This is a genomic window from Tigheibacillus halophilus, assembly GCF_042683165.1.
GTDB lineage: Bacteria > Bacillota > Bacilli > Bacillales > Amphibacillaceae > Tigheibacillus > Tigheibacillus halophilus.
This window is the reverse complement of sequence record NZ_JBHUIZ010000003.1, coordinates 49,553-73,360: the sequence shown is the minus strand read 5'-3', so window position 1 is coordinate 73,360 and position 23,808 is coordinate 49,553. Positions and strand designations below refer to the sequence as shown.

The following is a 23,808-nucleotide window of genomic DNA, read 5'->3' as shown; positions in this document are numbered from 1 at the left end:
ATAATTCGCACCATCCTATTTTCAAGTAAAAAAATGGGTCTTTACACCCTGTAACAACATCAGGTCTTTTGACTCACTGGTTTCTATTATTCGATTGATCTTGTCATAGTTAGCACCTTTTTTCAGAATGAAATATCCTTATTCACGAAGGATATTCCTTTGTAAGGACGGCGGGCAAGCAAAATTATATTCTTTGATTTTTTTATTGATTTGTTTCATTTTCCTTGTGTATGCTTTACCCTGCAACGCAGATAACAATTCCTTTTCCTGATCAATTTCCTTGCCAAGTTTAACCCAATGTGGCAGCACATGGTTCTCTTTCATCGTTTTATGCAATTGCTTTTCATAAGGATTAGCAAAATACGACTTTTCCAGTTTTAATGGCTTTCCTTTACCTTTTAGATTATCAAAGTCACCTTGGCGTTCTGCCTGGCGGATAATTTCAGTCAGGTGATCCGTATATTGCAAACGCTCATCAATTTCACGATTCTCTTTTTGATTCATTCCTCTCCACTCTGGACGAAGTAGAGAAAACATGATCGCATCGTGGTTCGCCTCTGCCTGATGAATATATCCACGCAGCACACCCTCTTCTTGAAATCCCAGTTTTTGGAGCACATGTCTGCTCGCATCATTAGCTGGAAAAGTTACCGCACCGATTCGGTATACATCCAATGTTGTAAATGCATAACGGATAACTGAAGTTGCTGCTTCGGTAACAATACCCTTATTCCAGTATTCAGGGTGGATTTCAAAACCGATTTCTCCACGCTTGCCCTGAAGGAACAAATGATTAAGCCCGATTGTTCCGATTAAATCTCCTGTTTCTTTCCAAACGATCCCCCAACGAATTCCCCGCTTCTGGTCAAACATGGCAGTAAATGAATCAATGATAGCTGAAGCTTCCTGTTCTTCCTGTAACTGCTCCATGCCATAGTATTCAGTAACTTCCTTCAGTGAAAGAATCGAGAACAATGCTTGCATTTGATCATGCTGCATCTGGATAAGTGATAGCCTCTTTGTTTCAAGAGCTGGAAATTGTTCCATAAATTTATCTTCACCCCTTTTGATAGAAGTTCTTCTTATTAGCGTACCATGTTATGCCGGAAAAAAGGGACCAGAAATCTGAATATTTCATGAACGATTGATTCAACAAGCAAAAACAGGTATCCAACCCTGGAATCATAGCCTGCACTCGCAATGTCGGATTTCATATATTGACTGTATAGCCAAAAAGGGAGTTGATAAGAATCTATTTTTTTAAAAGGGTTTGGCAATGGTTAATGTCCCTACTTTTAATAGTGATTGTTGTACTTTTTTTCATTGGAATTCTCAATAAAGCCATTGAAAACAAGCAATCAGCTCAGAATGCAGAACACGTAGATATTAAAGACCACGTGAAAAAAGAGAATGACAGTAAACACAAAAAGGAGAGACAAGAAAAGAAGAACAGTAACGAAAGGAAGAAAAACAGCAAAGTATACTGGGGCGTCGATTCTGCATCAGAGGTCAGTAAAGCATTATATTCCTGTGCTAGAGAGAATTATGGAAAACCGCAAGTATGGGGGCGTTATCTTGGCGACAAGGAAGTATCTAAGGGAATAACAAAAAATGAAGCTTCTTATTTACATGACGAGGGTATTAAAATCTTATTAATCTATAATCACTTTCAGAATGCTACTGGTTACGATAATGGAAAAGAATCAGCAAAACAAGCTCTGAAATTTGCTAACGAAATAGATGCACCCAATACTGTTGCTATTTTTGCAGATATAGAACCAAACTACAAAGTCGACTCTGCGTTTATCCAAGGCTGGTATGAAACTCTCCATCAAGCGAAATGGAATGCTGGTATTTATGGGGACTTCTCCAATAAAAGCAAATTGTCAAAAGCATTGGACGGTGCAGAAAAGAACGCGAAACAGCATACTATATTATGGTCAGCCCAGCCTCAAACAAAGGAAACTTCCAGAAAAGAAGCGCCGGATTTTAAACCTGATGGGATGCACGATACCAAGCTGTATGGGTGGCAATATACCATTGAAGCAAAAAATTGCGAAATTGATATGAATCTTTTTAAACAAGAGATGGATGAGTCCCTTTGGTAAAACATGAGGTAGTGGATAAAACTGCAGACGGAAATTTGCCAAGCTATTGAAATGAAAATTGCCTGTCAACTCCAATAATCCGGGTCAGACATCTGTAATTCCGTCACTGCATCATCCAAATCGTCCGGCGTAATCATATAAATAGCGTAATCCTCGGCCTTTTGTGCCTCACTCAAAAAAAATTTATTGCTTCCGGGAAATTCTTCATCAATAATGAGCAGACAGGCATCACTCTTATCCACAAACCATTTATTTTTTGCCCTGAATTGGTAAGGGCCTTTATAATCCCCCTTATATATTGGCTCAACAAAATCAGCCGACATGATCAATTCCTCATATGTTTCCTGATAATTTTCCGGCCAGCGGCTTGTCTGATTTTCAAACGGCGGAAAAATACCGAGCTGTATATCATAGCTTTCTTTCAAATCCAAAACTACTTCAGCTGCCCACAATTCTACACCCATCTGTCCGGAAATAATTACCCATTCCAGCCCCTCCTCCATCATAGCTATGAGCTGTTTTTCAAGTGCGAACTTTATAAAAGCAATACGAGGATCATCTTGTTTAAATATATTCAGTTCCATTGGTTTGTAACCTGTTACCGTTAAAATTTTCACAACGATTCACACACCTTCATGATAATGTATCCCCATTATACATGAAAAAATATAATAAATAATTCAATCAGAAGCCTAATGATCCAGTCCGCTAAAACACAGCCAGCACCAGTCTGCTTGGAATATTCTATGTTAAAGAAACCGCAATCAACCGTTAAAATTTCTTTGGCTGTTATAAATTGAGCACTTACAGCAAAATGAAATTGCCATAAGCGCCCGATACATCCATGCTAAATCTTTCCTAACACCATTTCTGCCCTTGGTGTGGATGATGGCCATGGTGATGGCCGTGTTGATGACTGTGTTGCATATGATGGTGGCCATGATGGTGGGAGCCGTGATGATGCCCTTGACCGTACCCTGGATCCTGCATTGCTGGCATTTGCGGCGAACCACCGTACACATTCACATTGCTGCACGAATTCTGTACTGATGCAGTTTTAGGAAAAACATGTTTATTTTTAACGACATGGTGATTCATGATGGTTGTATGCTCTGGGTGAATATGCTCCACGACGCTTTCTGAACAACAATGCACACAATTATGCTTTACAGGATGGACGATTCTCCTTGGCTGGCACCCGCAAGGATTCCCATGATGATGAAAACTCATATCATTTTCCCCTTTCTTGTGTTAATTCACTATTAACCTATGATAAACAAACAGATCGTGTATAAGACAGCTACCTATATTTGCAAAATTATTGGGTGAGCGAGCTCGTAAGTGTATCCCACTAAAACAAATGAATCATTCCTTCAAGAAGAAAAGACGGAAAAATTTGCCGTCTTTTCTATTTCTCCATTGCGTACCAATAATATCAAGACTTACTTATTTCTGTTTTTCCCAAGTGATAAACTCACAATCTTCCCATCTGAACAGCATAGACAAACCGGTTTTCGCTAAAGGTGCTCTCACTGTTTAATACTGAAATGAAAACCGGCCATGATGCTTTATCCTCTGGCCGAGAATGAATCATACTATGCCTCTGCATTCCCTTCCCATTCATGAACGTTCAAAAAATATATTTTTTTTATTTATTTTCATTCGTAATTCATGTATGATGGATGAATGTGGGATTGTTTGCCTATGTATGGATATAACGATGTTATTCTTCAATTCATATTATTGATGCCCATCTCCAAAGAACATGCAGTATGAAGAAGATTATTTATGTTCTTTACGCTGAAAAATTAGACATTGAAGGAGGTGAATACAGTTGTCTGTCGAGTTACTCACAGAATTTATCAATGATGTCTCCCCGTTTTATTTTTATTTGAGCATCCTTTTATCTGCAGTAAGTGTCCTGCATATCGCTAATGTCCATCTGCATCGTTTTGTCAATGACCAGGGATTTTACGCACAGGGACAAGCTCCCAAGATCCAGCTCCCGCCAATTCCCGAACCAATCGGTGAAATTACGGGAATCCGGAATTGGATTACATTAAAAGTAAAACGTACCGAAGCACCCGAGGATGATACAGATTCAGACCCCATACGTAAAAACACAGCATACTTGTTTATATTACGAGGAGGACTACGATGGAAAATAAATCTGTATTCACTTTCATTAAAAAATATGGCCTGATTGTTTTATTATTGGCGTTGGTACTGACAGGATGCTCTGATCTCAACAAGCCAATTGAAGAAAATACGACGGGCTTTTTCAATCACTATTTTATCTACAACTTTTCTGTACTGATTAAAGCACTCGCTGACTTTATGGGTGGCAGTTACGGCCTCTCGATTATTATCATCACATTGGCGATTCGTCTTGTCTTGATGCCATTTATGCTGAAACAGACGAAAAGCAGTCTGGAAATGCAGGATAAAATGGGCATCATGAAACCGGAATTGGATGCTATTCAGAAAAAGTACAAAGGAAAAAAAGACCGTGAATCACAAACGAAAATGCAGCAGGAAATGATGCAGCTGTACCAAAAGCATAATTTCAATCCACTTGCGTCAATGGCCGGTTGTTTACCTTTGGTCATTCAGATGCCGATATTACTGGCATTTTACTACGCCATTCGCAGAACACCTGAAATCGCAACCCATCATTTTCTGTGGTTCGACCTGGGACATGTGGATATCGCATTGACGGTCATTGCGGTTATTATCTATTTTGTACAGTTCAAGGTTTCACAGATGGGACTAGCTGAGCAGCAACGAAAGCAAATGGCGATGATTGGCTGGATTTCGCCAATCATGATCGGTGTCATTTCCATCAATTCGCCTGCTGCACTACCATTATATTGGGCAGTCGGCGGTTTGTTCATCGTATTGCAGACGCTGATTTCCAAGAAAATCTATTTCGCCCACAAAAAAGAATTGGAAGCGAAGAAAAAAGATAAATAATTGTAGAGCAGTAAGCCCCAGAGAAATCTGAGGCCACTGAAAATCTTCGGATATTTCGGTAGATCACTATGGCTGTACAAAAAAGGCGCCACTAAAATTTCCAAAACGGAATTTGGTGGTGCCTTTTTAATAAAACAAGAGATATCCCCTGCTTATTTCAACTCATCAATTTCAATATTGCCTATCAGCTCTTTTTCCAGCGCAAATCTCCACTATTTCTTGCATCACAATAGGTTTATATACTGACTCTCGACAGCCATTTCAAGATAATATGTAAAGGAAAACTCTATTAGCTCATTTGATTCGGCACACATATATCTTTAGGCACGATAAAGTCATCATTCTGCATAAAAGGACTAAGTGAAAGAGACTGCTGGTTTGAAATGATCGGGACACCACCGACTAAGTTTCTAAAGAAAGTTTAACCGGGAGATAGCTTACCTCGTTGGTTGTAACGGAAAGTGGGGACTCCTGTGGGAAAAGCAACAGCCAAAAATTCCCAAGAAGCGCACTTTGCTTCTGAGGGAGTGGCGGCGTTTCCAGCGGAAAACGAAAAATTTGACATATTTTACCGATACAACCTATACTGCGTTTAAAATCAAGTGGGAAACCACTGGAACGGAAAGGATGAATGCAGTGGAAAAAATAATTTCAGTGAAAACAAATAATCACGCTGAGATTGTGGATATCACATCTGAAATCGAACATTGGGTGCATGAAACTGGCATTCAAGATGGTATACTTGTCGTTTCATCTTTGCATACGACAGCTGGGGTTACAGTCAATGAAAATGCCGACCCTGACGTAAAAACAGATATACTCATGCGATTGGAAGAAATATTTCCATGGAAGCATCCGAAAGACAGACATATGGAAGGAAACACAGCAGCACATTTGAAAGCTGTTACCGTTGGGCATCAACAGTCTTTAATCATTTCTGCTGGGAAACTGCTATTAGGAACATGGCAAGGAATCTATTTTTGCGAATTCGACGGACCGCGAAACCGCCGCTGTCACTTAAAATTGCTGGAAGGTTAAATAGCTCTTGCCGGGGCACGGTGCAGCTTCGCAGGGAAAGACAAAAAATATGTTTTTCATGACAGCATCATAAAAAAAGAAGGGTAATGGGTTATTGACCCCGAAATTAGATTTTCAAACTAACTTCGGGATAATATCCTATCCCTTCTTCTTATTCAGGATTCTTCTGCTCTTTCAATAAATCCCTTATCTCTGTCAACAGTGCTTCTTTTGGATCTATTTCCGCCTCTTCTTCAACCACTTCTTCTTTGCGCTTGAATCTCATCAACAATCGGATAAATAAAAATATCGAAAATGCGATGATAAAAAAATCAATGACATTTTGGATAAACAGACCATATTTTATGTCGGCATTGCCCACCGTATATGACAGCTCCGAAAAATTGATTCCCTTCATCAAGATGCCAAGCAATGGCGTGATAATATAATCAACCAGGGAAGAAACGATTTTACCGAATGCAGCACCAATGATGATGCCGACTGCCAAGTCCATGACATTCCCTTGATTGATGAATTCCTTGAAGTCTTTCCACACAACGATGACCTCCATTTCTCTCTGTGTAACATCATACTATTTTTATGATCCGTTAGACAAGCCATGGGACATGAAAAATTATCTTGCGGGTTGACTGCTTTCCAACAAAACAGCTAAGAAAAAACATATGAAAAGACAGGCTTAACCGCCTGCCTTCTTCAACTCACATATCATGATGTGTTTTGCTATTCTGACGCGAATGATTAGCATTTTTCACTTTCTTAGACCCGCTTAATGGCTCACCATATGGTTGCTTCGGACTTTCTGGTAAATCCACATGTTCTCTTTGTTTTGGTCCTTTAGGGTTAGGCATGCACTTCATCCTCCTCTGATTTTCATCGCAATTAGTTTCAGTCATTTACTCTATTCTATGCATCTGAAAACCAGGCAGTAAGCCAGCGTAGGTATTTCCTAAAGCATCGATCCTATATCTGATACTGCTGTCGGAAAAGCATATGTCACTCCTTTCAGCTGATCTGCAGTCAATCTCAGCTGGATGGCCATCGCGAATATATTGATCAACTCATCTGCACTATCACCAAGCATATGAGCTCCAAGTATTTTCTGTGTGTCCTTTTCCATAATCACTTTCACAGCAGCAAATTCACTATTGACATGTGCATAAGTGAACCACCTGGAAATATCCAAATCGTGAATTTCAGTTTCTTTATCGAGCTTTTGGGCTGCTGCTACAGACAAGCCAGCGGAAGCCAGTTTCGGTGTCGTGAAAACAACTGATGGCACTCCTGTATAATCAGGACGAACACTATTTTCCTTCCCTATATTTTTAAAGACAATTTGGGCATCCTGCTGTGCGACCGGGGTTAAAGGTGCCCCTTCAGATGCAGCAGCATCACCGATCGCATACACATGTGGATTGCTTGGGCTGCGCAAATAATTATCTACTTTTATACCTTGTTTATCATAGGCCACATTCGCCTCCTCCAAGCCGAGATCGGCAACATTCGGCACACGTCCACCTCCATGAACAACCATATCGCTTTCCCAGGATACCTTTGAACCGTTTTGTTCCGCCACTACGCTATATTTCTGCCCATCCTTCTCAATTGCCTTGACATCAGCTTCCAAATGCACCTGTATACCAATGCTTTTAGATTGAGCAATCAATTTGTCCACCAAGTCTGGATCAAATTTCCTTAAGGGATGTTGTCCACGCTGGATAATGTGAACATTGCTGCTGGCTCTTTTGGCAATATGTGCAAATTCAAAGGCAATATAGCCGCCGCCTATAAAGATGATATCCTTCGGCAGTTCCGTTAGATTCAAAAAATCATCACTGATTACCAAATGTTCCTTGCCTTTAATTGGTAATTCAGCCGGAACTGCTCCTGTTGCTATGATGATTTTATCAGCCTCAATTGTTGTTTGATCTGCTATCTTCACTTGATTATCACTAATAAATTTTGCCTCCCCATGGAATGTGATAACACCTTTTTTTTGAAGACTCTTTTCTTTTGCCTCCGGTATAGGGTCGACAAAAGATTGTTTGAAGGTAATCAAATCCTTCCAATTGATATGGCTATTTCCAGAGATGCCTGTTCCTTGCATATTTTCCGCTTCAGCTATCATTTTTGCAGCACTGGCAAGTACTTTCTTCGGATTACATCCTCTTAATGGGCATGTTCCGCCATATGCACGACTTTCCACAATGGCAGTTTTCAAGCCTTTTCCACTTGTCAGTCCCGCCAAATTAGATCCTGCTGGTCCTGACCCAATTACAAGTATATCGAATTTTTCCGTCATTCATCTTCCCTCCAATTTCTATTTCATTTTTTCCCTTCAAATCCAAATGCTAAACAGCTGCATCTCCATACGGGCATTACGAATAGCCTTTGAGAAGAACAAGGAGGGGGGATATTTTGTCTAGATCAGACATTCAAAAATTGAAACTGAAATCAATGACGGCCATCCAACCGCACCATAGAAATTGGCTTTGAAAAACCCATTTATGTAAAGTTATTGTACTATTGCCGAGGATAGTCAAATGACATGCCTTGGTCGACCCTCAGGATTGGGCACCCCTGGCAAACATTCGATCAAACCGCCCATGATTCACCTCAACAGAGCATCCCCTTTCTCAAGTCGAAAGGGGATGCTCTGTTTCTCTATTTTTCCATGGTTGATAAATCTCCTGTAGGCAAATCCAAATCCCATGCCTTCAAAACACGGCGCATGATTTTTCCGCTTCTTGTTTTTGGCAGAAAATCGCGAATTTCGAGTTCTCGTGGAGCTACATGTGCTGCCAGTCCTGTTTTGACAAATTCACGTAATTCTTTCTCAAGTTCCGGGCTTGCTTCATAACCATCTCTTAACGATACAAATGCCTTAATGATTTCTCCGCGTACTTCATCAGGCTTTCCAATCACTGCAGCTTCAGCAACAGCAGGGTGTTCTACAAGCTTGCTTTCAATTTCGAATGGCCCGACCCGCTCGCCGGAAGTCATAATAACATCATCGTCACGCCCCTGAAACCAAAAATATCCTTCTTCGTCCATTGAAGCCAAATCACCTGAAAAATACCAGCCAGGAATATCAAAATAGCTCTGGAATTTCGCTTCATTTTTCCAGACTTTCCGCATCATTGATGGCCATCCCGAACGAATGCAAAGTTTCCCCATCTGACCAGGTGGAAGTTCATTGCCTGCATCATCCAAAATCGCTGCTTGGATACCAGGGAATGGCTTGCCCATCGAGCCCGGTTTGACATCCATGCAGAGATAATTAGCAATTAAGGCTCCGCCGGTTTCTGTCATCCACCAATGATCCATGATGTAAAGGCCATACACCTTTTTGCCCCAGTGCACCACCTCCGCATTCAATGGCTCCCCGACCGACAGAATATGCCGCAGTGAACGCAAATCATGTCTTTTTATTTCAGCATCCCCAGCGGCCATCAATCGGCGGAAAGCTGTTGGTGCACTGTGCCAAACTGTAACACCATATTTTTCTATCGTATGATACCAGTCTTCCGGAGTAAAACGGCCACCGCGAATGACATTCAAAGCCCCTGTCAGCCACGGCCCAAACACACCATAAGATGTACCGGTCACCCACCCTGGGTCAGCTGTGCACCAAAATACATCATCTTCCTTCAGGTCTAAAATCCATTTGGTTGTTTGATAATGCTGAATCATTGCATTGTGTACGTGGTAAATACCTTTTGGCTTACCTGTGGATCCCGAGGTGTAGTGGAGAATCATGCCATCTTCCCGATCGACCCATTCTATATCCAATTTCCTGGTCGCGTTTGCCATTTCATCTTTAAAATAATAAAATTTGACCTCTTCTGTATCTGCAGGGGCCTCTCCATCTCCAACCAAGATGATATGTTGCAAATCTGGCAGTTCATGATAAGGCACCCTCGAAAGCAAATCTGTTGTCGTAACCAAGACGCACGCACCGCTGTTCTCGAGCCTGTCCCTCACTGCCTGTTCCATGAACGCTTCAAAAAGCGGACCGGCAATCGCCCCTATTTTCAACGTGCCCATCAAGCTGATATAGGTTTCAGGAGAGCGCGGCAGAAAAAGGAACACCCTATCTCCTTTTGTTATACCAATCTTTTTCAACACATTTCCGAATTGATTAGACAGCCATTTCATTTCTTGAAACGTATACTTCTCATCACGTTTCCCATCACTGTAATATAAGGCAACTTTATTCTTACGCCATGTTTCAGCATGGCGATCAATAGCCTCGTATGCCATATTCACTTTTCCTGTTTCGTGCCAGGTAAAAGCAGCTTCCACATCATTCCAGGAAAAATTTGCGCAGGTCTCATCATAATTAATCAGGTTTGGCTGACCTGTTCTTGCAGCGACTTTACTCATATGCTTATTCCCCTTTCTCTTTTTATCATGCTATCGCAATGACAGATGAATTATGATAGATTGTTTAAAAAACATGATGGGGCTATGCAGACATTCAATTAACGCATTCCTACAGCGCCGCTACGAGTGTAGTTAGCGTGATAGCTGCGAGTACTTTCTGCATAGCCTGATGGGCTGACAAAATTTAGTTTAAGCTTGTTCCCTGAAACCCGTATTCGCTTTCACTTTGACCTCTGCATAGCGGACTGGATTCGATTCCTTAGAAATTACTGTTCCAATGTAGCCTCCTAAGAAGCCTAATGGTACAGATACAAGTGCCGGATTATCCAATGGGAAAATCGGATTGCCAATGAACAACGCTGCACCTTCCACCGGTGAAAATACACTTGGACTCATGGATACGAGCACTAGTGCAGAAATTAAGCCAGAAAGAATAGCCGTGACTGCCCCTGCTGTATTGAAGCGTTTCCAATAAACTGTGTATAAAATGACTGGCAAATTCGCACTGGCTGCCATACAAAAAGCAAGTGAAACAAGGAACGCCACATTCATATATTGCGTAAACAGAGCAAGCACGATTGACAGAACTGACACTCCCAATGCTGCATAGCGGGCAGCCAGCATTTGCTGTTTCTCTGTTGCTTTGCCTTTTTTAAAAATTTCTCCATACAAATCGTGTGCGAATGCAGAAGCGCCAGAAAGTACCAAACCGGCAACTACTGCCAGGATAGTCGCGAATGCCACCGCAGAGATGAATGCAAACAGGAATTCTCCACCAAGTGCTTCTGCCAGCAGCGGTGCTGCCATATTGCCCCCTGCATTGGCAGCGATGATTTTCGAATCACCGACAAAAGCAGCTGCACCGAATCCCAGGAACAAGGTCAAGATGTAGAAGATACCAATGATCCATGTTGCCGAGACAACTGAGCTTCTGGCAGACTTCGCATCTTTCACTGTGAAAAAGCGCATGAGGATGTGTGGCAATCCAGCAGTGCCTAATACGAGAGCCAACATCAAAGAAATGGTGCTCAGCGGCTGTGTGTATTTCAAGCCCGGCTCCAGGTAAGCCGCCCCATGGCTTGTTGCCGTCTTCACTTCGGAAAACATCGTCCCCAAATTGAAATTGTATTCCCATAGAACCAGGAACGAAATAACTACCATACCCGCCATCAGCAGTACAGCTTTAGTAATCTGCACCCAGCTCGTGGCAATCATTCCGCCGAATAAAACATATATTGTCATCATAACGCCAACAATCAGCACAGCAATCCAATAATCGATACCGAACAAAAGCTGAATCAACGCACCTGCACCAACAAGCTGCGCAATCATGTAAAAGATGGAAATCGTGATGGTACTGAGCGCTGCTGCACCACGTACTTTTTTGGCGTCAAACCGAGAATTGATCATATCTGCCAGCGTATATTTTCCAAGATTGCGTAATGGCTCAGCTACCAGAAACATCACTACCAGATATGCAATCAAAAATCCGATACTGTAAAAGAAACCATCAAATCCATTTAATGCAATGGCCCCTGCAATACCTAGGAAGGATGCAGCTGACAAATAATCTCCCGAAATAGCAATCCCGTTTTGCCAGCCTTTTAAACCACCACCGGCAGTATAAAAATCCCCAGTCGTTTTTGTATGCTTTGCCGCAAAGAAGGTGATTACCAACGTAAGCAGCACAATTGCCAAAAATAATATGATGACCGTGGCACTCATCTCATTTCTCCTCCCTTCTCCAACTGTTCCTGAATAATCCTGTCTGCATCTTTATCAAGTTTCCCAGCTTTTTTCACGTAAATGATACAGAGAATGAATGTCATGGCAAATTGCGCGAAAGCAAATAACCACACCCATGATATATCGCCAATTGCCGGCTTGTTCAAAAAGGTTGTATACGAAGTGCATATCGGCAATAGAAAATAAAAAACAAGGAAAAAGACAGTATACGGTACGATGAATTTTTTACGTTTCCCCATGTAATTCTTGAATTCCTTACTTTGTTCCACCTTCACATAGTCAGGTTTTTCCGGAAGAATCGGTCTTAACTGCTCGCCATTCATCTCTTTTTTACCCCCCGTGCATAATTTAACGCCCATGTCTTTCTCGTTTGTAAGCGCTTACCGAATATTATAAATGTTCCTCCATCTCCACAGGGGACTTTTGCATGAATGGTCGAAAAGAATGGTTAAATGGTCCATTTTTGGTTGTAAATGGTTTGCTCCATGTCTAAACAAATTCCCTATATCCTTTTATTCTTTCTACCATTCATTGCAACTTATCAGCAGTCTTAAAATTACTTGACTTACCCGAATCCCACATATACAATATGGTTACTACATTGCAGAAGGGTGATTGAGTTACATGATTTTCTAATCCTATTTCCTCAGAAAATTCCGTTATACGTTACGACTGTGCTCTTTAGTCACATCGAAGTGTGATTGCTGCAACGGGTTTATAACTGACTTTTCTAAATAGGGTTAGCATGTTCTTCGTTACCAATAAAAAGTGATATAGCCTGGTTATGTTCTTTTTATGGTCATTGTAAGTAAACATTGCCTCCTATTCAGAATTGAATAGGAGTTTTTTGATGGAAATTATTTTTAGAGGTACGTTGCATATCAATCTGTTATGTCCGATTGGAGGGTTACGATGGACGACAACAAATCCCCGAAATACGAATTTCTTGCCGATGATCCGCACGTAAAAACATTGCCGATTATGCTGACATTGATTATTGGTGCGTTTTTCGCCATATTGAATGAAACATTATTAAACATTGCACTGACAACTCTTATGAAGGAGTTTCACATTACACTTCCTACTGCTCAATGGATGGCAACCGGTTTTATGCTGGTGATGGGAATCGTCATTCCTATTTCAGCCATCTTGCTGCAATGGTTTACGACTAGACAATTGTTCATGGGTGTGATGATTATTTTCACCTCGGGAACAATAATCAGTGCCATTGCACCCGTCTTTTCCATCCTGCTAGTTGGCAGATTGATTCAAGCTGTTGGCACAGGACTCCTGATGCCAATTATATTTAATGTATTCTTATTGTTATATCCACCGAAAAAGCGTGGTAAAATCATGGGGATGGTCGGTCTGATCATAATGTTCGCACCTGCGATTGGTCCGACACTATCTGGGATTATAGTAGAATATCTAGGCTGGCGATTCCTATTCATCTGTGTGATTCCATTCGCCCTGTTCTCCATAGCCTTTGCATATAAATATTTAATGAATGTATCTGAGGTCACCAAACCAAAAATCGATATTTTATCAATTGTGCTTTCCACGATTGGATTCGGTGGAATTATCTATGGATTCAGTGCAGCTGGTGAAAGCAAGACAGGATTTTTCAGTCCAAATGCTTACACTGCCATTATTATTGGCGTACTTGCCGTTGTTTTATTTTCTATGAGACAGTTCAAGCTAAAGGATCCTGTCATGGACCTGCGTGTATTCAAATTTCCGATGTACACCCATGCTGTGTTTATGTTTCTGATTATCATCATGGCGATGTTTGCCTCTGAAATCATACTTCCAGTTTTCATGCAAGGTCCATTGGCATTGACAGCGGCAGCTGCAGGCTTGGTATTACTGCCCGGGAGTATCCTCAACGGTTCATGTCACCGCTGACAGGGCATTTATTTGATAAATTCGGGCCGCGTGTATTGATGATTCCTGGGACATTGGTTTTAAGCGGTACTGTATTTTCCATGAGCAAACTGACAGCTGAGACATCGGTTTGGGTCATTGTCGTCAGTTATATTTTACTGATGCTCAGTATTTCGGCCATCATGATGCCTGCAGAAACAAACGGTTTGAATCAGTTGCCTAAATCGTTGTATCCGCATGGTACAGCTGTGATGACTACATTGCAGCCTGTGGCAGGTGCCATCGGTGTATCTGTTTTTATCAGCATCATGAACACGCGACAGATTGGTTTTCTGGAGAAATCAGCCACACCTGCTGATCCTGCAACAATTAGCCAGGCAATGGTTGCAGGTGTAAAACTTGTCTACCTCATTGCCTTCGCAATGACTTTATTTGCTGTAATCATGGCATTTAAAGTATATCGTGCCGAACCAAGAAAAATAGAAAATGATAACTGATTTCAAGTAAAAATTAGTAATTCAATATAAAGAACCCGTTTTGAAAAAATTGTTCAAAACGGGTTTACCTTGGCAAAATTGATGCATTGGATTTGGATAGTTTACCGGGGCATTGTGTTTGATTGCAGCTGCTATTATCATAGGTTTTCTTACGTTGGTTCAATATGATTCTACCTGTCAGCTAGTATAGGATCAAAACCATTTGACACCAAAATATATAGTCATTATAATGAGCGCAATAAATGAATGCCGGTTGTTAAGAGGAGTGGCTATACAGCAAAGTCGTCAGTACAGGACCTGTTCCTCAGCTTTGCTGACAACACACTCGTGTTGTTTGCGAGACCTTGCCGATTTTATGTGAAATCTTTTTTCCCAAAAAGATTCCTGCCTTCCTGCTGAATTGGACAGCAGTGCTTACAAAGCCATTCACCATCTATGGTCTCGTAAGAAAGATGTATCCTAGAAGTAATTGACAAAAAGCTCTTTTTCTTTGACATCGAATTGTTGCATCAAGGACGCATTGTCCACAGCTATATGATTTTGTGTGCATATATATCGCTTTTAATTAGCTGAGCATTATCGCTGCCATTCCATTCGTCAAGCATATATCAATCATTTCTCCGCCTTCCCCTCGTATAGATAGAAAACATAATCGTTGGCAACACTGGCATATCCCTGTTGACGGATCATCGCCGAAAGATTTCCACGATGATATGTACCATGGTTTACTACATGCTGTACCAATTCGGAAAGTTGTGTGTCCAAACGGCCAAATTGTGGATGCTCAGGAGAAATCTCTTTATCCAAGTCAGACTCATGATGAAGAAATGTTTGATACTCCGCTGATAAATCTTGGAACAATTTCTCCATTTTTTGTAGTTGATTATCTTTCGTTATTTCCTGCACGCTTGCGATTGAAGCTTGGATTTCCGCCATGCTATTGCCCTTCATTACACCGAGCCATATCGTATCCACCATATACATATGTACAAGTGTCTCTGCAATAGACGGAAAAACGCTCTGAATTTCCTGGATGTAGATATCTTCCGGCAATTCTTTCAAACGCGCGAAAAATTTATCATTTGCCCATACATGATAATCATATAATTGCTGTGCATGATGTTTTCTCACCATAAAAATTTCCCCCTTTTCAATTAATCCGTCATTTTATTTAATCACTACAGAAATTGCTTAATACCTCTGCTGTCTTGTATTTTCCGAACTAGATGAAACGGTTAGCTTTAATGGACAATTCCCTTTGCAAATCACCGATTTCAATGCCTATTCTTATTATACGCTAGCAACTAATCAGAATAAAGAAATAATATTTTTTTATATTATTAAATTAACGCTTGTAATTAATATAGAAAGAAAATCGAGATGGGGATAGTTCCCAGTTAAGTGGTATGAGATGACATATGTTGTACTTTTGATCTTTTTGCAGATTCTTATCATCTTCTATGCAAAGTAGAGGGGGGTTACTAATCTGCAGAAGAAGGAATTTTGAATGACATAGACGTAAGTTAATCAACGTATAAATATACTTCTTTTCTGGCGGAAGAAAGTATATGAAAGTCATTCTTGTAGAAATCGATAGTTTTTTACATTGTAATATGTTTATGCGGAAAGAGGAAGACAGCTTAGGCAATAGCCTTTAGCAATACTACAAAACCATTCTTCCCCTTCCCTTTGGCTTTTATTGTACTGCCTGTTTACTCAAATGATATTCCCTGGCCATAGCCACTGCACTATTAGCATCGATATATCCCCAATAGTCATCCAGTAGAGGCGGAGCTGTGGTTTTTAAAATACTTTTGACATCATTAGGACTTAAACCCGGATTTGCTTCAAGCATCAATGCAATTACCCCTGCACAAATAGGAGTTGCCATGGACGTGCCTGATAATTGCAAATAATTTTTTTCGATCACTTGCTCTGGAAGCTGTTTTTCCAACGTTGACTCTGCTGCTAAAAGAGAAATTATATCTGTGCCTGGTGCGTAAATGTCAGGTTTAATCAGGGAATCAATTGTTGGACCACGGCTGGAATATTTAGCTATTTCATCATCGGAGCGATTCTCCGTGTTTTGATCTGACACAGCACCAACCGTAATAATAAAAGGGTTAATAGCTGGTGTGTTGATTGTCTGCGCATTAGGGCCATCGTTCCCCGCAGCTGCACAAACAACAATGCCATCATGCCATGCCTTTTGAACTGCCTGAGACAATGGGTCATCCCGATATGATTCATAAGCTGTGGCACCCAAGGACAGTGAAATGACACGAATGTTATGTTCCTCTTTATGGTCAGCGCACCAGGCTATCCCTTTAATCAACGTTGATAACCTGCCACCGCCATCCTGATCAAGCACTTTAACCCCGATTAAGGAAGCTTCAGGGGCGGGGCCCGCATATTTGCCTTCTGATAAGAAACCATCTCCAGCTGCATCACCTGCACAATGTGTTCCATGCCCATTATCGTCGTAGGGTTCGTTCTTATTCTGAATGAAATCTTTAAATGCGACAATCCGATTTGTCTGTTTCGTTAAATCTGCGTGAGGAGTAATCCCCGTATCAACTATAGCTATGCCAATATCTTTTCCAGTAAGCCCTAGTTGCTTCCGTACCTCCCGAGCGCCGATCTCACTTGTTGCAATATCAAGAAAAGCTTTGACCTTTCGATCATAAAATATTCGGTCAATTGCATCATGATCCTTTACCTGCTTAATCATATTGGGTGTCAAATGTCCACAAGCTGCGTTTTTGATTCCCAGTCCATTGCCAATTTCGTTATTACTCTCCTTTTGGCAAGTATGCACTACTTCGTCCACTTTCTTTTCTTCAATACCATTGGCAAAATAAATAATCACTGGGATACTTTCATCACTCGTTTCATAAGGATCTTTTTTTCGTCTCTCATGCAGATGCTCTACCAACCCAGGATCAAGTTTCTGGCCAGCTTCTTCAAACCATACCCTTTTCCGATCACTCATTTTGTTTCCTCCTCATGATATTTTTGAAAGCACAAACGAATAGCAACATGGTAAATATTGTAATTAGCATAACAGGTCTATCTATTAAAATAAATATGCCAAATTTACTATTTTTCTGAATAGTATACAAAATAGGACGAATCATGACAGATTTCGTCCTATTTCCTGTAAAAAAGTCACGATGTTTTTTATCTTTCGCGAAAGTTTTTATCTTGAATCTAATGATTCTACCACTAGTTGATATCCCTTGATGATTTTAGATTCTATCATTCGTCAGACAAATACCAAGAAAACCACCTGCCATGACCATCAGTCTCCCCCACAATTCTGTTGTACTCTTTTCCGCTTACATAATAATCCAAATGAAGTTTTCTGTCCTGGATATGATTATAAACATGGCAGATATCTCTTTCCTGGCCAATTGTGCTAATATCTTTCAGCAATTTCGACTTGGTTTCTGTTGAAAATTGATTTGCTGTATGGGTATGAAAAACACATACTAATTCTTCTTGTGGAATATTTTTCACAGCTTTCAATAACAATTGCACACCATCACCTTGGATCAAATTCATCCTGTGTGATCTCACGTGATAAACTGCCTTTTCAAATAACGCTCTCCGTTCATGATGGTTTGGCCAAATCAATGATTTTAACCATAAATAGTCCTCCGGGTCATGCAAGTCATTCACATGCAAATCAAATCCTAGCCTTGATGCCACTTGAGGGCTTTCATTCAATAGAAGTGGCAGTCGATTATGCTTGACTTCAGACTTAATCTTTACATCTGAATCATGGCTCCCATAAACTCTCTCATCACCATAAGTGTAACAGTACTTGTCCCATAGCAATTGCAGTCCGGCGCTTGTACCTATTTCCATTAGCGCCAATGGCTTTCTCATTTTTCTATGAATGAAACAAAACACTGGATAGAGGTACCCACATCGCCTGACTTCATTTGTCTGGACTAGTTTTTCTTTCAGAAGCGCAATAATTTCCGACCTGTTATGTTGGCAAAAATTTTTGAAATGGGGAAAACACTTCTCTCCCTGTCCCGGAGACCGCACAATACTGCTATAAAATTTACTTAATTCATGTCGTGAACCTTTGAATAGCAAATATTGAACTGCCCCGAAAAATAAATTAGGGGCGGGCTGGTTTTGTCTGGCATTTGCAGCCAGCTCCAACAGTTCTTGATCTTCAGAAATCTGCTGGGATAAATTTTCGTATAATGAGCATGATCCTTTGCATTCATTTTCGGCAAAAAGTTTGAAACAACGCGATATCTCGGATTCTCCCATACAATCATCTCCTAATAACCGACATTTTTTGGCTATGCCTGTTTCTCCAGCAGTCGGAACAATTCCTTTCTAGCCGAGCGGCTAACTGGAATCTGCGTTTGCTCTTTGTCCGACAACGTCACATTGCTTGTCCCATTAAACCATGGTGTTATTTCCTGGATATAGTTGATATTGACAAGGTAACTGCGATGGGTACGGAAAAACGTCAATCCAGCCAGCCGCTGTTCGAATTCCTGCAACGTCATTTTACTCACGATCACTTTTTCTTTCGTATGAATTTCTAATGCACGCTGATTCGGTACGGCATAGTAAATCATATCGGGCGTCAGCACTACAGTTTTCTCACCGTCATCTACAAGTAGTTTTGATACAGCGGTAGATGATGCGGAACGGGTGCCGTCTGAGGCAGCATTTTGCACAAAACGCCGGGAAAGCTGCTGACGAACTCTGCTGAAAGCTTGTTGGAAACGTGCCTCATCAAAGGGCTTCAATAAATAATCCACCGCTTCGATTTCAAAGGCTTGCAAAGCATACTCATCATAAGCTGTCGTAAAAACAAATAACGGTGCGTCCCCCCGCTCATGCGTGATAATCCTTCTTGCTGCTTCAATACCGGAGAACTGCGGCATCTGGACATCCAAAAATATAACATCAGGCCTGTGAATTGCATATAAATCAATCAGTTGTTGGCCATTTTCAGCACAAGGACAAAGATGTACATCTTGCTGCTCCTCTATAAGATATACGAGTTCTTCTTTTGCCAGCTGCTCATCCTCCGCTATCAACACACGGATTTTCATGAAATCTCCTCTCTTTCTCCTTCTTTGGCTGGTATTGAAAACCTTACTTCACTACCTTTACCAGGCAAATTACGTATCAGCAATTTCGCATCTTCTCCTAATAAGCTGATCAGACGCTGATTGACATTATATAATCCAGTACCGTGGTTTGTTTCTTTTGTTAAAGGCCTTTTTGTAACTGTATTCAATATTTCTTCTGAGAAACCGCAGCCATTATCACGAACTTGGATATGTACGTATTTCTCCACGGCAGCTATGTTGACTATGATTCTGGCGTCATGAACCATGTCACTTAGCCCGTGTTGAATGCAATTTTCCACAAGAGGCTGGATGGTCGCGGGCGGGATCAATACGTCCAGTTTATCTTCCTCATAAGTAAAGGTGGTCTGAAGCCGGTTCATGAACCTGGCTTGGATAATTTCAAGATAAGCCCGCACATGCTCACATTCCTTTTCAAGTGAAACCAGCGGATTTGCTACAAGCTTCAAATTGAAACGCATGAATTGTGCAAGCTGGACAGTGATATGCCTGGCACGTTCGGGCTCTTTTCGAAATGATGAAGCGATTAAATGCAATGTATTAAATAAGAAATGCGGGTTGATTTGTGCCTGTAAATTCCGCAGTTCAGCGTCCAAGATATGTGCCTTCAACTTATCTGCAGCAAGCATTTTAAGCTGGTTGCAAAGAAACTCTCCCAATCCTGCAGCGACCATACGTTCAACCGGGCGAATATGCTGGACTTTACGAAAATAGAAATAGATCATTCTAGTGACTTCATTTCCTTCAATAATTGGAATGATAATGGCCGACTCCAACTGACAATCCGGATCCTGGCAGGGGATATCTTTATGGGAATCCGCAATCGCCATTCTTTTTCCCTCCAGCACCTGTTTCGCCAGCCTCCCGGAAATAACATCACCATGCTGATGATGGTTCTGGCCGGCTCCAACATGTGCAAGCACATATTGTTGATTAGTGATAGCTACTGCGGCAACATCCAATCTTTCGAAAAGCAGCTTAGCCAGCCCATCTGCCATTTTGGTCACATTATCATCCTTAATGAACGGCAATGCTTCCTCAGCAATGGAAAAAGCCTGTTTAGTTGCCTGTGCTGCTTCATCTTCCTGCTCTCGCAACACAATTGTTATCATAGCTGTGAATATTGCGATTGCAACACTGTTGGAAAGGACAAGCGGCAATCCGATCTTGTCGACAATCCCCACCATCGCATCAGATTGGGAGTGAATAATCAGCAGCATCTGCATATGCAATACCGGCGGAAAAACACCGATGAACAATGCTTTCCAGGGTGGGATAACCCGCTCCTCAGAGAAAAAACGGGCCGTCCACCCCGCCAAAAGTCCTGTTACAGGATTGACGATACCATTGGCAAGTGCCCCGATTCCGCCAACAAATAGCAGATGGATACCCGCTATCATTCCTGCTCCTAAGCCAACCACCGGCCCGCCCAGCAGTCCCGCGATTACTACTGCTACTAAACTTGAGCTGACAACTAGCTGGTCTGAAGGGACTTGCCAAACAAAATCCTGAATGATTTCTCCATGATTGATTACTATACCGGTCACTGTTCCCGCTATACCAAAGGCACCGAATACACAAGAATGTACGCATGCCATCTTCCAGCTGAACTCCCTGTACAGCATCGATTTGAAGCCGGGAGTCCGTGTCATGACAAATGCAACCACAAGTAATAAACCTAGCCGTTCAAATAGAATCACTGTCATTTCTTTCATCGTCTCTCTCCTTGCAGCAGGGATCAGTGACAACACCATTTATCAGGAATGTTTTTTTGGAGCCAGTCCTGTTTGCGAACGGTAATGGAACTCCTGCCACTGGTGTACAGAATCCTTCTTAGCTGTCAGCAGGCTTGCCAGGATAGCACAGATAAAGCCGATTGGAATGGCGATTATTCCTGGATTGTGAAGCGGAACAACTGCATTTTTCAGAATCCATCCGTGATTTGGATCCATTACGTTTGGCCCCATCATCACTGTAACCAAAGAAGCTATCATACCGCCAACCATGCCTGCTACCGCACCAGATTCATTAAAGCGTTTCCAATAAATCGTTAAAAATAGTACAGGCAAATTACTGGAGGCTGCCACGATGAATGTCAGCGATACAAGAAAGGTCACATTGATATTCTCCAGTTGCAGGGCAAATAATGTGGATATCAGTCCAACGCTAAGCGCTGTCCACCTAGCTGCTCTCAGTTGCTGTTTCTCAGTGGATTCGCCTTTCTTCCATATATGATGATAAATATCGTGAGAAAATGCAGTTGTAGCCGATATCACCAGACCGGCAACCACGGCAACAATTGTCGTAAAAGCAATCGCTGAAATGAAAGCCAGCAAAAAATCACCACCGACCTCCCTGGCCAGCAATGGCGCCGCCAGGTTTCCTGTTTCATCAGCCTTTACCAGCTTGTCGTAGCCTAAAAAAGCGATTGTCCCCAACCCAAGAACAAGTGTCATAATATAAAAAAATCCAATGATCCATGTAGCGCTTACCAGTGAACGGCGTACCTCGGTAGTGTTGCGGACCGTTAAGAAACGTATCAAAATATGCGGCAACCCCGCTGTGCCTAGCACGAGCGCCAGCTGCAGAGAAACAAGTTCCAGAGGATTAGAGAACAGTTGGCCCGTTATGAAAAACTGCTTACCTATCGGTGTATTAGAGGCGACGCTTGTGACTAGCGCGGAAATATTCCAATTGAAACGGGATAGGACTATCAATGATAACAGAAATGTCCCAGCCAATAACACGACTGTTTTGACTATTTGCACCCAAGATGTGGCAATCATGCCTCCGAACACAACATAAACCGTCATCAAAAGTCCGATAATGAACACAGAAACAGAATAGTTAATATTTAAAAGCAGCCTGATCAGCAATCCGGAAGCGACAAGCTGCGGAATCATATAAAGGATAGAAATAGAAAAAGTTCCACCTGCCATTGTCCAACGCATTTTATTCCCGGAAAAACGCGAACAGACTACATCTCCCAATGAATATTTTCCCAAGTGATGGACAGGCTCCGCAATAAAAAACATCACTATTAAATACGAGACGAGAAAACCGATAGAGTATAAAAAACCATCATAGCCATGCAAGGCAATTGCTCCGACGATTCCAAGAAAAGATGCCGCACTAATGAAGTCACCAGCAATTGCCATACCATTTTGCACGCCAGACAGACTGCCTGCTGCGGTATAGAAATGATTTGTCGTGTTGCTGCGTTTTGCTGCCCAATAGGTAATGATCATCGTACAGACGATAATACAAATGAAAAACAGAAAATATGTGAGATTCACGCAGCATCCCCCTGCCTCAGCTCTTTCATTCGCCTGTCAAATTGCTTCATTTTATAATAATAGATTCCTGCTAACAACCATGTTAATGGTATTTGGACAGCCGCGTACAGCCATCCCCAAGTAATATGCATCAGTGAGGAAGGACTGTTCATCTCCTCATGAAAAAAAGCCAATGAAAACGGCAGCCCGAAATAAAAAACGAAAAATACCAACAATATGCTGAAAAGCATTTTCTTTTTTCTTCTGACTAGTTCCCACAATGTATCGTTCATGTTTCCCCCATCCAGAACATTTTTCTTTTTATTGTACCTATTTTGAATATAACGGAATGGATACATGAAGTAAAGAGGTGTGCGATATCTTCTTCTATTCTTCTATAGATCGTGCTATATATTGTTTTGTATATGAGCATAGTTTGGCAACATTTGCATCAAGCTTATCCTGAAACTGGCGTATTTTGTTGATAGAACTGCTCTATTAGCAATTAGAACGTTCTATTTCAATGTTTGTTGTTGATAGAACTGCTCTATTAGCAATTAGAACGTTCTATTTCAATGTTTGTTGTTGATAGAACTGCTCTATCAGCAATTAAAACGTTCTATTTCAATGTTTGTTGTTGATAGAGCAGCTGACTTAGCGTAACTTGCGGATTTTTCACCTGAGGGACCACCTTCAGCTCTTCCGGCTTTCCATGCGCTACACAATTATCCTCCAGTTTTTAAGGCCGCTGCTTCTTTACAATTTCCCTTTTGCT

Annotated in this window: 20 protein-coding genes and 2 pseudogenes; 5 read left to right on the top strand and 17 right to left on the bottom strand. The window is 41.4% G+C overall.

The window, feature by feature from the left end; all coding sequences use genetic code 11:
• Nucleotides 1–138: 138 nt before the first annotated feature.
• Both ACFSMW_RS00890 and ACFSMW_RS00885 read right to left on the bottom strand, forming a co-directional pair.
• On the bottom strand, nucleotides 139–504 hold the full coding sequence (locus ACFSMW_RS00890) for a DnaJ family domain-containing protein (protein WP_390353863.1): 366 nt from the start codon (nucleotides 502–504) through the stop codon (nucleotides 139–141).
• Nucleotides 505–513: 9 nt separating this feature from the next.
• Nucleotides 514–1,047 (bottom strand): annotated as a pseudogene (locus tag ACFSMW_RS00885) (GNAT family N-acetyltransferase); the annotation flags it as partial.
• Nucleotides 1,048–1,241: 194 nt separating this feature from the next.
• Between ACFSMW_RS00885 and ACFSMW_RS00880 the strand changes: the two are divergent.
• Nucleotides 1,242–2,108 (top strand): glycoside hydrolase domain-containing protein, encoded by an 867-nt coding sequence (locus ACFSMW_RS00880; protein ID WP_390352206.1) that lies wholly within the window; start codon nucleotides 1,242–1,244, stop codon nucleotides 2,106–2,108.
• Nucleotides 2,109–2,173: 65 nt separating this feature from the next.
• Here the strand turns inward: ACFSMW_RS00880 and ACFSMW_RS00875 are convergent, their stop codons facing one another.
• Together ACFSMW_RS00875 and ACFSMW_RS00870 are read right to left on the bottom strand one after the other, a co-directional pair.
• Nucleotides 2,174–2,725, bottom strand: coding sequence for an SLOG family protein (locus ACFSMW_RS00875; RefSeq protein ID WP_390352204.1), 552 nt, complete (start codon nucleotides 2,723–2,725; stop codon nucleotides 2,174–2,176).
• 241 nt (nucleotides 2,726–2,966) lie between these two features.
• Nucleotides 2,967–3,338, bottom strand: a complete 372-nt coding sequence (locus ACFSMW_RS00870) for a CotD family spore coat protein (protein ID WP_390352202.1) — start codon at nucleotides 3,336–3,338, stop codon at nucleotides 2,967–2,969.
• A gap of 604 nt (nucleotides 3,339–3,942) precedes the next feature.
• On the opposite strand from ACFSMW_RS00870, the gene ACFSMW_RS00865 reads away from it, so the two are divergent.
• The 3 genes from ACFSMW_RS00865 to ACFSMW_RS00855 all read left to right on the top strand — a co-directional run bounded on the left by ACFSMW_RS00865 (nucleotide 3,943) and on the right by ACFSMW_RS00855 (nucleotide 6,119).
• The gene (locus ACFSMW_RS00865) at nucleotides 3,943–4,311 is read left to right on the top strand and encodes a hypothetical protein (RefSeq protein ID WP_390352201.1); all 369 of its coding nucleotides are present in this window, start codon (nucleotides 3,943–3,945) and stop codon (nucleotides 4,309–4,311) included.
• Entirely contained in the window at nucleotides 4,266–5,081 is an 816-nt protein-coding gene (gene yidC, locus ACFSMW_RS00860) for a membrane protein insertase YidC (RefSeq protein WP_390352199.1), read from the top strand. Before ACFSMW_RS00865 ends, yidC begins: the two co-directional genes overlap by 46 nt.
• 636 nt (nucleotides 5,082–5,717) lie before the next feature.
• Nucleotides 5,718–6,119: a secondary thiamine-phosphate synthase enzyme YjbQ gene (locus tag ACFSMW_RS00855; protein ID WP_390352197.1), complete on the top strand. Its 402-nt coding sequence runs from the start codon at nucleotides 5,718–5,720 to the stop codon at nucleotides 6,117–6,119.
• Nucleotides 6,120–6,270: 151 nt separating this feature from the next.
• On the opposite strand, the gene mscL is transcribed toward ACFSMW_RS00855, so the two are convergent.
• From mscL to ACFSMW_RS00825, 6 genes are all read right to left on the bottom strand, one after another.
• Nucleotides 6,271–6,654 carry a large conductance mechanosensitive channel protein MscL gene (mscL, locus tag ACFSMW_RS00850; protein WP_390352195.1) on the bottom strand — a complete coding sequence of 128 codons (384 nt, stop codon included), beginning with the start codon at nucleotides 6,652–6,654 and terminating at the stop codon, nucleotides 6,271–6,273.
• A gap of 163 nt (nucleotides 6,655–6,817) precedes the next feature.
• On the bottom strand, nucleotides 6,818–6,967 hold the full coding sequence (locus ACFSMW_RS00845; RefSeq protein ID WP_390352193.1) for a small acid-soluble spore protein P: 150 nt from the start codon (nucleotides 6,965–6,967) through the stop codon (nucleotides 6,818–6,820).
• 98 nt (nucleotides 6,968–7,065) lie between these two features.
• Nucleotides 7,066–8,418, bottom strand: coding sequence for a dihydrolipoyl dehydrogenase family protein (locus ACFSMW_RS00840; RefSeq protein WP_390352191.1), 1,353 nt, complete (start codon nucleotides 8,416–8,418; stop codon nucleotides 7,066–7,068).
• A 362-nt stretch (nucleotides 8,419–8,780) separates the two neighbouring features.
• Nucleotides 8,781–10,502 carry an acetate--CoA ligase gene (gene acsA, locus ACFSMW_RS00835; protein WP_390352189.1) on the bottom strand — a complete coding sequence of 574 codons (1,722 nt, stop codon included), beginning with the start codon at nucleotides 10,500–10,502 and terminating at the stop codon, nucleotides 8,781–8,783.
• 189 nt (nucleotides 10,503–10,691) lie between these two features.
• On the bottom strand, nucleotides 10,692–12,227 hold the full coding sequence (locus tag ACFSMW_RS00830; RefSeq protein ID WP_390352187.1) for a solute symporter family protein: 1,536 nt from the start codon (nucleotides 12,225–12,227) through the stop codon (nucleotides 10,692–10,694).
• Entirely contained in the window at nucleotides 12,224–12,571 is a 348-nt protein-coding gene (locus ACFSMW_RS00825; protein ID WP_390352185.1) for a DUF485 domain-containing protein, read from the bottom strand. Before ACFSMW_RS00825 ends, ACFSMW_RS00830 begins: the two co-directional genes overlap by 4 nt.
• A gap of 589 nt (nucleotides 12,572–13,160) precedes the next feature.
• Here ACFSMW_RS00825 and ACFSMW_RS00820 point away from each other — a divergent pair.
• Nucleotides 13,161–14,629 (top strand): annotated as a pseudogene (locus tag ACFSMW_RS00820) (MDR family MFS transporter).
• Nucleotides 14,630–15,241: 612 nt separating this feature from the next.
• On the opposite strand, the gene ACFSMW_RS00815 reads toward ACFSMW_RS00820, so the two are convergent.
• From ACFSMW_RS00815 to ACFSMW_RS00785, 7 genes are all read right to left on the bottom strand, one after another.
• Nucleotides 15,242–15,763: a DinB family protein gene (locus ACFSMW_RS00815; protein ID WP_390352183.1), complete on the bottom strand. Its 522-nt coding sequence runs from the start codon at nucleotides 15,761–15,763 to the stop codon at nucleotides 15,242–15,244.
• 562 nt (nucleotides 15,764–16,325) lie between these two features.
• Nucleotides 16,326–17,621 (bottom strand): S8 family peptidase, encoded by a 1,296-nt coding sequence (locus ACFSMW_RS00810; protein ID WP_390352181.1) that lies wholly within the window; start codon nucleotides 17,619–17,621, stop codon nucleotides 16,326–16,328.
• Nucleotides 17,622–17,887: 266 nt separating this feature from the next.
• Nucleotides 17,888–18,919, bottom strand: a complete 1,032-nt coding sequence (locus ACFSMW_RS00805) for a DUF2332 domain-containing protein (RefSeq protein ID WP_390352180.1) — start codon at nucleotides 18,917–18,919, stop codon at nucleotides 17,888–17,890.
• Between the two features lie 32 nt (nucleotides 18,920–18,951).
• Nucleotides 18,952–19,719 (bottom strand): LytR/AlgR family response regulator transcription factor, encoded by a 768-nt coding sequence (locus ACFSMW_RS00800; RefSeq protein WP_390352178.1) that lies wholly within the window; start codon nucleotides 19,717–19,719, stop codon nucleotides 18,952–18,954.
• A complete protein-coding gene (locus ACFSMW_RS00795) occupies nucleotides 19,716–21,473 on the bottom strand; it encodes a LytS/YhcK type 5TM receptor domain-containing protein (RefSeq protein ID WP_390352176.1) in 1,758 nt (585 codons plus the stop codon). Before ACFSMW_RS00795 ends, ACFSMW_RS00800 begins: the two co-directional genes overlap by 4 nt.
• A 42-nt stretch (nucleotides 21,474–21,515) precedes the next feature.
• Nucleotides 21,516–23,054 (bottom strand): solute symporter family protein, encoded by a 1,539-nt coding sequence (locus ACFSMW_RS00790; protein ID WP_390352175.1) that lies wholly within the window; start codon nucleotides 23,052–23,054, stop codon nucleotides 21,516–21,518.
• Complete coding sequence (locus tag ACFSMW_RS00785; protein WP_390352173.1) at nucleotides 23,051–23,326, bottom strand: DUF485 domain-containing protein; 276 nt, start codon at nucleotides 23,324–23,326, stop codon at nucleotides 23,051–23,053. The genes ACFSMW_RS00790 and ACFSMW_RS00785 overlap by 4 nt, the downstream gene beginning before the upstream one ends.
• Nucleotides 23,327–23,808 lie beyond the last annotated feature (482 nt).